The 11,079-nt window shown below is 40.3% G+C and carries 12 protein-coding genes and 1 pseudogene; 9 read left to right on the forward strand and 4 right to left on the reverse strand.

Annotated elements, in window-relative coordinates:
* Positions 1-68: 68 nt before the first annotated feature.
* The 7 genes from AZI85_RS06485 (at position 69) to AZI85_RS06515 (ending at position 5,766) form a co-directional block, all read left to right on the forward strand.
* On the forward strand, positions 69-1,211 hold the full coding sequence (locus AZI85_RS06485) for a site-specific DNA-methyltransferase (protein WP_063243332.1): 1,143 nt from the start codon (positions 69-71) through the stop codon (positions 1,209-1,211).
* Between the two features lie 86 nt (positions 1,212-1,297).
* Complete coding sequence (locus AZI85_RS06490; RefSeq protein WP_155723948.1) at positions 1,298-3,202, forward strand: hypothetical protein; 1,905 nt, start codon at positions 1,298-1,300, stop codon at positions 3,200-3,202.
* A complete protein-coding gene (locus AZI85_RS06495; RefSeq protein WP_063243334.1) occupies positions 3,202-3,858 on the forward strand; it encodes a hypothetical protein in 657 nt (218 codons plus the stop codon). Before AZI85_RS06490 ends, AZI85_RS06495 begins: the two co-directional genes overlap by 1 nt.
* A complete protein-coding gene (locus tag AZI85_RS06500) occupies positions 3,855-4,238 on the forward strand; it encodes a hypothetical protein (RefSeq protein ID WP_063243335.1) in 384 nt (127 codons plus the stop codon). Before AZI85_RS06495 ends, AZI85_RS06500 begins: the two co-directional genes overlap by 4 nt.
* 10 nt (positions 4,239-4,248) lie before the next feature.
* Complete coding sequence (locus AZI85_RS06505; RefSeq protein WP_063243336.1) at positions 4,249-4,731, forward strand: hypothetical protein; 483 nt, start codon at positions 4,249-4,251, stop codon at positions 4,729-4,731.
* A 123-nt stretch (positions 4,732-4,854) separates the two neighbouring features.
* On the forward strand, positions 4,855-5,271 hold the full coding sequence (locus AZI85_RS06510) for a hypothetical protein (protein ID WP_063243337.1): 417 nt from the start codon (positions 4,855-4,857) through the stop codon (positions 5,269-5,271).
* Positions 5,272-5,400: 129 nt separating this feature from the next.
* A complete protein-coding gene (locus AZI85_RS06515) occupies positions 5,401-5,766 on the forward strand; it encodes a hypothetical protein (protein ID WP_155723949.1) in 366 nt (121 codons plus the stop codon).
* Between the two features lie 70 nt (positions 5,767-5,836).
* On the opposite strand, the gene AZI85_RS06520 is transcribed toward AZI85_RS06515, so the two are convergent.
* From AZI85_RS06520 to AZI85_RS06530, 3 genes are all read right to left on the reverse strand, one after another.
* Positions 5,837-6,073, reverse strand: a complete 237-nt coding sequence (locus AZI85_RS06520; protein ID WP_063243339.1) for a hypothetical protein — start codon at positions 6,071-6,073, stop codon at positions 5,837-5,839.
* A gap of 138 nt (positions 6,074-6,211) precedes the next feature.
* Positions 6,212-7,216 carry a nucleotidyl transferase AbiEii/AbiGii toxin family protein gene (locus AZI85_RS06525; protein WP_216635853.1) on the reverse strand — a complete coding sequence of 335 codons (1,005 nt, stop codon included), beginning with the start codon at positions 7,214-7,216 and terminating at the stop codon, positions 6,212-6,214.
* Positions 7,217-7,234: 18 nt separating this feature from the next.
* Positions 7,235-7,837 carry a DUF6088 family protein gene (locus tag AZI85_RS06530; RefSeq protein ID WP_063243341.1) on the reverse strand — a complete coding sequence of 201 codons (603 nt, stop codon included), beginning with the start codon at positions 7,835-7,837 and terminating at the stop codon, positions 7,235-7,237.
* Between the two features lie 416 nt (positions 7,838-8,253).
* On the opposite strand from AZI85_RS06530, the gene AZI85_RS17790 reads away from it, so the two are divergent.
* A complete protein-coding gene (locus tag AZI85_RS17790) occupies positions 8,254-9,033 on the forward strand; it encodes a hypothetical protein (protein WP_216635855.1) in 780 nt (259 codons plus the stop codon).
* 64 nt (positions 9,034-9,097) lie between these two features.
* On the opposite strand, the gene AZI85_RS06540 is transcribed toward AZI85_RS17790, so the two are convergent.
* Positions 9,098-10,486, reverse strand: coding sequence for a trypsin-like peptidase domain-containing protein (locus tag AZI85_RS06540; protein WP_063243342.1), 1,389 nt, complete (start codon positions 10,484-10,486; stop codon positions 9,098-9,100).
* Between the two features lie 441 nt (positions 10,487-10,927).
* On the opposite strand from AZI85_RS06540, the pseudogene AZI85_RS17525 reads away from it, so the two are divergent.
* A pseudogene (locus tag AZI85_RS17525) lies at positions 10,928-11,032 on the forward strand (transposase); the annotation flags it as partial.
* Positions 11,033-11,079 lie beyond the last annotated feature (47 nt).

Consider the following 11,079-nt stretch of genomic DNA (forward strand, 5'->3'; position numbering starts at 1 on the left):
ATAAAAACTAGCTTAAGGGGCTCCTTGAAACGACCGATCACTTACGCGTCAACTTCAAGGAGTTTATAATGTCCAAGTTAAAAAAAATTTCGCCTAAAACCAACACTCTATATCGCGGTGACAATCTCGAAATTTTAAAGGCGATGCCCGAGAATACTTTTGATGTTTGCTACATTGATCCACCTTTTTTTACACAAAAGAATTATAAAAATATTTGGGGAGACAAGGAATCTGTGCTCGATTGGGAATCATCACGACTTGATGGGTTCTTTGACACTAGAGATTTTTTCGAGCAACACATTAAGTCTGGCGAAAAAGGTCTTCGTGCATATCTAGAGTGGATGCGACTAAGACTTGCTGAGATTCACCGAGTTTTAAAACCTGGTGGATATTTTTTCTGTCATCTTGACTATCATGCAGTTCACTACATCAAGATCGTTCTCGATGATATTTATGGATACAATAACTTTGTTAACCAAATCATTTGGAAACGAGTAACTAATAATAAAGCACAAACAGAAGGATCGTTTGCTAAGATGCACGATACTATTCTTTGCTTCCAAAAAACTCCTGTGAACTCTAAGAACTTCAATAAGCTATATCTCAAGGGTGATGCTAATAAGGATGCAAAGAATTATCCATACACAGAAGAAAAAACAGGCCGTCAATACGGTTCTTTCGATTTCACTCAAAAAGGTCAAGGGCCCGCAAGAAAGTTTAACGGTAAATTACTAACTCCTCCTTCTGGAAAACACTGGATCTGGGGGCAAGACGAAATCGACAAAGGTCTTCGTGATGGAACTATCATTTTTACGAAAAATGGAACTCCGAGAGTAAAAAGGTACCTGGATGAAAAGAAAGGTAACCTTATTGGCGATATTTGGAACGATGACCTTGTTCAACCTATTCAAGCAAATTCTAAAGAAAAAACTGGATGGCCAACTCAAAAACCTGTCGCTCTTCTTCAACGAATTATTTCTGCTTGCAGTAATGAAAACGGTCTTATTTTAGACTGTTTCGCAGGATGTGGGACTACAATGCATGCAGCACATTTACTAAAAAGAAAATGGGTTGGGATCGACATCTCTCCTACTGCAATGAAAGTAAATAAAAAGCGATTAGAAGAGATCAATGCCAAGGTTACAATCATTGATGAGAAGGACCTGGATCTAGAAATCGATAAAATCCGAAACTCTAAAAAGGCAGCTTAACAATGGCCTTACAGTTTGGGTCGAGATACAGAGATGAGTTCAATAAGTTCTCGTCTCTAACTTCAAAAGATGATTTTGAGGCAAGCGTGGTTGATTTCATTCAGTTCACGCAAGGAATTATTCAGGATAAACACCACTCTATGCGTGATGAAGTTATCAATTGGAAAGTTCAACTTTTCAATGAAGAACGTCATATGCTTTATCCACATCAGGTTAAGGCCATTGAGGGATGTCTCCAACAAGTTGTTCTGACGGATAGTACGAAATCTGGGTATTGCTTTATGCCTACCTCTGCGGGAAAAGGACATATTCTAATTACCCTTGCAGGGCTATCGATTGGTGATTTCAGGTTGTTCAAAAACATAGAAGATTCAATGCCTGGAATTTTGAAGGAGCAACCGTATCTTGTACCAATCGTTATCAGCTTAAGCCTACTTTACGCCAAGCTAGTTATTAAAGCTGATATCAAGAGAACTCAAATTCTTGTTCATGACGTTGAAATTTTAAAGCAGCTCCAAGGTGATGCAAATTCTCTCCTTGGTTTGGAACTGGCGAATAAAATTCAGTTCCATTCCGTACAAGCTCTTGGAAATGAAACTCGACGAGAAAATCTTAAGTATGTCATTATTGACGAGTGTCACTGGGGAAATGCCACCCAACAGGAAACTATCCAATCTGACCTAGTGAATCACGTTAAAGAACGAGGAGGAAATGCCTTCGGATTTACGGCTTCCCCATATGAACATCCAGATGGAAAATTTCAAAAAACCTGGTCAAAGAATAAAATCAATTCAGAGTTTGATTTTAATTACTACCTTGATCACAACATTGTCTATCCCGTTACATTACGAGAAGTAAACTTACAAAATGCTCGCCCAGATTTTGCTGATTCAGGTGAAGAGCTGGATTTGACTGAGAAATCTCAGGTCATCGAATTTATGGCAAATCATATTATGACAGTATTGCCCGAAAACGAACTCGATGGTCCTGGAATTTGCTACTTCAACCCCGTAATCATTCCTGACATGGTTGAGCAAATGCTATCTTACGGACCTAAATCAAAAATCCTTAAAGGTCGCATTAAAGTTCTAGCATCAGAAAGTGCTGAATTCGCGGAAAAATGTAGAGCTCGATTCGGTTCTGAAATTATAGCCACAGACAAAGATATCGCGGCACTAAAAAAAGGTGAAAAAATATTTTTGATCTCAGCGTTGAAGTTAATTGTAGGACTTAATGCTCCCCATCTTCGATATGTATTCATCAGCCCGACAAATTCCAAAATCAAGATCATGCAGGCAATCGGAAGATTGATGAGACCCGTCGATACCAATAAAGTTCCAAAGAAGCTAGCAACCCTTTTCCTTACATCCTTGACAGGAAAGAAGTTAGATATCGGAGAAGGAGCTCCAGGTAGTGATAAACCTGAGCGTGAACCAAGTCCAATTGAGGTTGATCCAGATGCCGATGAGAGTCCAAAGACAAGATACACTACTTCGTCGATGACTCTTTCTGAGGCTTATGACTTGCCTCACAAGGTTTTTCACAAATCAGAAGTTGGATTCCGTGATTTTATCAATGAGAGACTTATTACGAATCCAAATGCTGTGGATTTCGTCAACACTCATCATATTAATAAGGATGCTCTCGATCAAATGGACGTTCTTAAAGAGCTAAAAGATCTAAATCGTCTTCGTGCTCAGTGTAGAACCCAATACAACGAATATATTTTGAAGCGTGATAAATATATCTGCCAAGGTAAAAACGTCATTGGTGAAGCTGGGTGTGATCGAGCGTATGGTGAAGTAAACCTTGAAGTTCATCATATGCCACCCTGGGAATTTAAAAACATTGTTCGACAATTTGGTAAAGAAGGTGCTCTCGAATGGCATCGAAAATCAGAGAACATGAAGTATCTTGTTACTCTATGCGTGGATTGTCATGATTTGTTCCATACAAATGAAGATAAAAAACGCAAGAAAGAGCGAGCATAATGGATTCTCTTGTGCGTTCAGTTGCTGAGCTTAAAGAGATGGCTGGCTATAAAGGCAACTTAGCAAAATTCAAAAGCTCAAAGGAATTAGTTCTTTGCTGCAGAAAATTTGGTGTCATTGCAGACATCAAAGATCCTTCTGATATCTGCAAAAGCTCTTTTGACGACTATTACACTCATCTCTGTGCTCTTGCGAAAAAATATCTGTTTGAACATCGCGATCTGAAGTTTTGGAGTAAGTTTGCGACAAGTCATGATAATCGCAAGGTTCACAAAATATTTCATGAATTTGGTGTGGCGAGAGGTTCAGGTATTTTTAGCGAAGAACCTGATGATAAATACGATCCCACAGAATCTAATACAACAAAAATTACTCTCGAAGAGCTATATGATGTGTACCAGATCAAATATAATTTCGATGGAAGTTTTTTGTCATTTAAAAAACAAATTCAAAAGGCATATGGAAGTTATGCAGAGTTTTGTTTGGCCAAAGGTTTGGATATCAACACAACTAAATGGGAGTCCGACGAAACTGCTATTCGGGTTGCGAGGAAGCTTGGGTCAGTTGATGCGGTAAAAGAAAAGTGTCCATCTCTGCTGAAATACCTTGAAGATAAGAAGCTCCTTCGTGAAGCATTTCAGGAGAGCGTGGCATGAATGAAATGATCGTTGGAATTTCTTTAGCTTCGAATCTGATTATCATCGGTGTTCTTTGCTTTCTTCTATTAAAAAGGAAGAGTGACAAGCAGCAAGTCGAAGTTCAATACTTCGAGCACATCGAAGAAGTTGAAGGTGCAATTCGCGATTCAAAAAAAGTAACCATTACTGGACAAATCTTTATCGATGGAATCCCAGTTGGTGGTCAGTTTTTTGTTGCAGAAAAATCTTTTAAAAAGTTCGACTACGAAAAACTGAAAGAGTTCAAAAAAGAAGTTGTTGAGCCATTTGCCAAGACAAGCCTTCAAGTCGCACAAGCGTTGAATGGCCTTCCCGACGCTGCGAAGACCGCAAAGTTTATTAAATCAAAGATCGGATGAAGTAAAACGCATGGGTACATTAAAAACTCATTTCTGCATTGATCTGTCAGTTAAGAATCCAGAAGTTATGGAATATTCACCTGAAGTAATTCGTGAGGATTTAGAATATTTCGGCTTTAAAGATCCAATGGAACTGAATGACTACGATCATAAGATCTTTAAAACTGAAAAAGCAGCAGAATCATGGCTGACAAAATACAAAGGCATCTTGAAAGCTCTAGATAATAACAAAATCTGCTTAACTAAAGATGTTCCTACAATTTTATATAAACGCAGATACATCGTTCAAACTCTCATGGGCGAAAAACTTCAGACGTATCGTGACAGCGACCGAGTACATAAGATGATGTCAAAGGTAACGATCGGCGGAATGTTCAATTTGAACGATCAGACCTTTTTTCTTACAGTCGTTTTAAAGGCGGTCGAAAAAATTGATAAGAAGACATATAAGTATGTATTCGACTTGCCTGGAAAGAAGTCGAAAAAATCGTAGTCTTACAGAATTTATTCTGACTTCTCGAAAATAAAGATGAATCAATTTACTTTTTTCCAAAAACACCGGACTGATTAAGAAATGAATGGCAAACTCCGATAAAAGGCCTGCGAGGTTTTTATCATGGCTAAAGATTCATCAACTCTGCGGGCAATACAAAATACTTCTTCTCCAAAGTACGTCTCTCCGACTTATTTATCTCTGAAGAATCACTCCACGCTGAACGAGCGATGGTTGCAGGATCGTATCGAAGAAGACCCCAAACTATTAGATCTTCCTGGTGATTTGATTGTCCTACAAAGAGAACGACCCCAGCCTGAAGCAGGCCGCCTTGATTTTCTTTTAAAAGACCAGGAAACTGGTCGCCGTTACACCTTTGAGCTGCAACTAGGAATTGTCGATGAGTCTCATATCATCAGAGCAATCGAGTACTGGGACAACGAGCGTCGAAGATACCCAGAAATTGACCATTGCTGTGTGATTTGCGCGGAGACCATCAACACTCGGTTATTAGCCTTTTCAATCGCCAGATCCCATTGATTGCTATTCAAGTGAAGGCAATTGAAGTCAATGGCCTTATTACCCTGTCTTTTACGAAAGTTCTAGACGAGGTTCCACGCCGGATTGAAGAAGAACTTGAAGAGGTTTCACCTACCGACAGAAAAACCTATGAAGACAAAATTGGAGTTGATCGACTGGCAGCTTTGGACAAACTCGCCGAAACTATCCAAAACAGTTGGCCCTTTTAAGCTAAGCTGCACTAAGCCCTATATTGGATGCGTTGTAGATGGGCGCGCAGCCAACTTTATCGTCTTTAAGCCAACCAAAAATGGAGCCTTAAGAATTGATCTCCGGCTACGCCTCACAGATGAGCAAGTCGAGACACTAACGAACGCCGATATTGAAGTGCTCGATTATGCTTCCTATTGGAGAGTACATCCTATTCGTCTTTCAAAAGAACAGGTGCAAAATCCACCTAAGGAGCTTCTGGATATTTTGAAGGTGTCTTATAACGAGTATTTTGAAATTGCGTAAAGCGCAAGAATCACAGTTAATGCGATATCTTGCGCTTTCAGAGAGATTGCTATGTGCAATTTCTCTTCTCTTAAGATACAAACTTTTTAAAATCATTGAACGCGGTTGTAACTTCAGAATAACCCATTGATTTCAACTTAGAGCAAATTGCGTCGTGAAATTCCTTAGCGTAGGAATTCGTGTTTCTATAGTCCATTCCACCGATGTGTGCAACTGAGCCAACTTCTTTTACCCAGCCGATTTCCTTCCCGTTATTGTCATAAAAATACATCAGCTCACCTACTTTTTTGACGGTCAAATTAATCATGGAAATTTTCTCCTTTTGGAGAGTATCGGAATTCGAACAGTAAACTTTATATTGTTTTTGTATTAATTTCGCCGACGTCGGTAACAATAAAATATTAGTAACACATTCCTGAGAACAGTATTTTTAATTTTGAGATGTTCACTTGTTCAAATTATTAAATTCCGCTTCGAACGCAGTAATTTCAGCAACAATCTCACTCCAACTCGGAGGTGATTTGAAAAACATCTCATTCATCTGCTCGTAGTCTTTCTCCATTTCAGCAAACACCTTTGCATCTGGAATCAACTTGAGTGTGCCCTTTCTTGCAGTGGAATAGCTTGTCCACGCAGCCCGGAAATAAATCGACTTGTGATCTGCGACCCTGACCAATAGATCCACGTCTTGAGCCGCTTTAGATTTATATGCAGATCGCAACAAACACACAAAATCATAGTAATGCCGAGATTGGCGAGCCGGAGGATGCTTTTCATTTGGATAATGCGCATACATGTGCAATATCGTGGCCTTCTCCCAGAATGTTCTTTCGACATCCAATACTTTCAACTGAACTGGCTCTTCCTGCACGAGATCCGGAAGCGCTTCTTTCAAGTATGAGCTCACGCTCCGAGAACTTACAGGCCAATGCTCAGATCTTGCGCCTACTTCAATTTTTACAATAGGACGAACATATCCAGACGCTGACGATAGTGAGCGTGGATATGTGAATAATATCGTCTGTGCATCTGGATCATCGGGATCGATTTCCAAACTCCACGGCTCCCCGCTTGGAATTTTGGATGCTATTTCTTTTCTAAGAGACTCTATCAACGAATCGCCAACAAATTTTCTGCAAGCATCAGAAAGTTCGCCCAAAAGAGCATTTCTCTTTTTTGCACCAACAGTTTCTGGGTCTCTTTCTCCTACAAATCCAAGATAGGACTTCTCGATAGAAATATCGATATCTTCTGAAAACCTTTCTATAACCTTGAATACCTTAGATAAAGACGTTCCACCTTTGAAAGTCAGATGATCTTTAATATCTGGCAGAGTAAAAAGCTCACGCAAAGTCCAGCAGACCCAAAAATCTTTTTCAATGATTTGCGGTGACAGACTTTGAATCTCTGCGGCCTTTTCAAAATAAGCCGCTCTTTCAGATTTTTCCAATGACAGTATTGTTTCCATTTAAACCCCGGCGATTTCTTTTAAGAAACCACGCATCCATATAGGAGCTGACTTAATATCCTTCATCAGCTCTTTCTTATCGCCCGCAGAAAGTTTGCGTTTTAATTTCGAGGCAATATCTTTATCAAGATGTTCTTTTCCAAGATAAAGGAGCGCCTGAATCACTAGGCCGCTCATCTTACCAGCTGTCGCCATTGATTTATTCGAAGTTCTTTTCAGAATGATTTCCATATTACCGATTTTAATTTTTCGAGGTGAGCCTTGAGTCAGATAAACGATCTTGTTAGGAACTTGCTCTGAGAGCCCCAAAAGATTCGCAGCATAAGCCCCTGAAGGTTGCACCGTTATCTGATCTCGTTCAGTGAGGGCTTTGATGACTTGTTCTGCTTGGGGCGGCAAAACTCCGAGCGTTTTATGAATACGAGGATATTCGTAAAGCCCCTGAGCCAAGCGCCTAATCGTGCCTTCCTTAGCGAGTCTTGAGAGACTTTGCCTAATGGCATCGTCCCCGCCCAGGTCTAAAAATCTGTCTGGAGTAAAGCACTTACCCCTACCAAGTCCGTATATTCTATTTTTTATACTAGTTTCAACTACTTGAGACATATAAAAACCCCACTTATGTCACAAATTTAGCATATTTTTGTGACAAAGTAAGGGCCTATTTTTAGTGTTTTTGGGATTGTCTCAAAATGGGAATCTCAAGGACCTGTTAATCTTGAAGATATCTCAAGATTAACAGGTCCTTAGGCTTGAGTCAAAACACTCCCAATATATTGGAGTCATCGAGCGGACTCTACATACCCTTACCTGTCCAACTTGCGCACTTGGCCACACTTAGCTCATGGCGCTCTTGACACAGACTAGTAATTGGCGGCACTTTCAGGATGAAGGCGTGGGTTGCGCCTGTCGTTCGCGCAAAGACTTATGGTCAAACCGATTCAATTAGTAGCAAGTCAGACTCTAACTTCATGACTCGCTTCTTGCGGACCTAATGGCGAGTTAACTAAGAGGGAGAGTGTATGACTACCTTGTCTACGCCAATCGAGTTTTTCAAAAAAGAAGCAAAAAAATTATTCCGTCAGGTTCAGGCTAATGATGCCGAGGCTTTAGCTCACGTACAGCGAGTACTCAAAGACACGACAGACGTTAGCTTGATGCGTGTTCAACATGTTGTTGCGATCGATTATGGGTTTCCAAAATGGGAAGACCTCATTCGAGCCAATCCTGTGGAGTTGCATTTAGCCATTACGATGGCAAAAGAACCTCTTTTAAATGATTTCGGCATCGGCATTTACGACGGCCACCGACGACTGCCTAAAGAAGAGCGGGACGCAATATTCACAAAAAACCGAAAAGTTTTGCGGGAGAGCGTGAATGCCATCGCGAAAACGATCGTGTGGCTACAAGCAAGAGTCATCCCTATAAAAACAATCAACACCAACCAAAGTAGTTACAGATATAAGCATCTTGCTGAAAAAGATATCGGGTATATTACAAATGGCGTATTCATAGCAGCCGCTATAATTGCCGGTTACCCATACAAGATCAGCGATGGACCAAATGTGATGTTTGGAATGAGCGAAAAATCAATCAAGGAAACTGAAAAGGTTCATCAATCGAGGTCGCGCGACCCCAATCCTACCGGAACTCCACTAGGAAATTTCTTCCGTGGCCCCGGAATAATTCCAACGCCACCTCATCTTGCTGCTTTAGCCGATATGTTTGATAGTATGACGATGGAAGAGCAAAGACGATATCTTGATGAAGATGCGCGAGCTATGGGACTATTTAATCGTTAAACTTACTGGGCGGGGCATACTCCGCCCAAGTAATGCAAAACTTCTCCACAAGATTCCATGTCAGTTATTTGGAATCTTCAAAGTAATCTTCTATTGAAATAGAGAAATTCATGTTTTGAGCATCTTTAAGCAAAAAAGTAGTTATAGCTATGAGATTTCCGTACTTATCAAAAACCCCACCACCAGAAGATCCCGATGAAATTGGCGCTGAAATTTGAACAAGACGTGCTTCTTTGTCTGTTCTAAGTCCAGAGACTATTCCTTGACTTAGAGTCGATTCAAGTCCTTTCGGCGAACCGATAGTATATATCTCTTCACCAACTTTTAAATCGGTGAACTTTCTCATACCTCGCACAGGGACCAAATTTCCTTCTTTAACTGAAATAATGCACTTGTCGGCCTTAAAATCACCAGAAACCACCTCTGCGAATTTTACTATGTCTCCGCGTTTAATTCCGATTTTTGAGGCTCCTTTAACAACATGACAATTAGTGATCAGCTGATTTGTTGTCACCGCAACTGCGGACCCTATGCTCATGGACTGAGTTGAAGTGGCAGCTATTATCATCCATACTGATTCAGACGTTTCTTCGAAGAACTCTATAGATGAAAGTGGTGTACTGAGATTTCCTTGCCATTTTCCAGAATGTAAAGGTTGCCACGTCTTAACTGGATCTAAATTTTCTTTATAGACAACATTTGTTTCCGCTCTGTTCAACGGATTCATTTTTTCTATTACGGGTTTTTCATTTTCTTTTTTCTTCGGCCCAGCTTTTTCTGCCGGAACAAGCGCTACAAATCCGCTCGCTTCTAGAGAAGCCGTTGGAGCCTTCTTACCAACCTTCCAGGAGCTGGCAAGATCTTGAATGACCTCGATATCCTTTTTTGCCAATTTCTTTTCGAGACCTTCCTCCAAACCGCTATAACATCCCCTACCCTTTCGAACATTTGTTATTAACGACCAGAAATATGCTATTTTAATATTCTTTTTTACAAAGCTTTTTCCATCAGCATATGCATTTGCGAGATGACTTTGAATCAAGCAATTTCCTGACTCAGCCAAAGCTTGATACAACATCAGTGACTTATTAGAATCTTTCTTCTCTAGCTCATGAGCCACATTCATCACGGCCCATTCTTCATTATTTTCGAAAGCCTTCTGAACTATCTCGCGCTGCTTACTAAAGCATTTAACTTTCGTGGCATTTATACCATTGAAACCACCATAAGCTTGATATTCTTTCATTAGGTCAGTCTCACCTGTAGCAAACGAAGTGAGATATTCATCTTCCGATTCAGATACAAGCTTTGTTTCATCTTCCAAAAGTTGCTTTTCATCCTTACGATCAAAGACAAATTTTGATTTTTCCGTGCTAATAGATTGGGAGTAGGCATTGAAGCCAAACGCCAGAACAACACCCACGCTAACTTGTCTCAAAAGTAAACACTTCATTAAAACCTCGTTTTATTTATACACCAGCAATGCTCGTGCCCCTGGGAATAACTTAAATTACATCTAACTCAAGAATTTTGCCCCAGTACCCAGCATTGCCTAATCAGGTGTTTAAGGAATGTACATGCGAGTTCTAAGAACTTTTCATTCTTAGAACGCTATGTTCACCGAGCTCCCTTGCCAGCTTTTTGTTATTTAAGTAATGGGTGACCTGCCTTGCTGACCACCTGCTCTCAACACGTTGGGAGTGGGTGGTCAGCAAGATAAAGCAGGTCGCCCCAAGCGCCTAAGGCGTTGAAAAAGCTGGCAAGGGAGCGGCTAGAATCCCCAAAACTCCCATCGCGGTGGATGGGAGTTTTGATGGACAACAAGATTGGCTTATTTCTTCTTGGAAAATGCAGAAAAATTGAAAAAAGAAGAGCCTTGGGGTCTACATCATAAATAACGGAAGGCCTGCACAACAGAATGGAAGAAATTATAAGACGAGCTTATGGATTTAGAAATTTTGAGAATTTTAGATTAAGAGTTTTAGAGTATTGTTCTTAGCTAGAGTCTTTGACTGCCCCAGTTAATTGGTTCTTCCCACTTAACTA

Source organism: Bdellovibrio bacteriovorus (assembly GCF_001592755.1).
Lineage (GTDB): Bacteria > Bdellovibrionota > Bdellovibrionia > Bdellovibrionales > Bdellovibrionaceae > Bdellovibrio > Bdellovibrio bacteriovorus_E.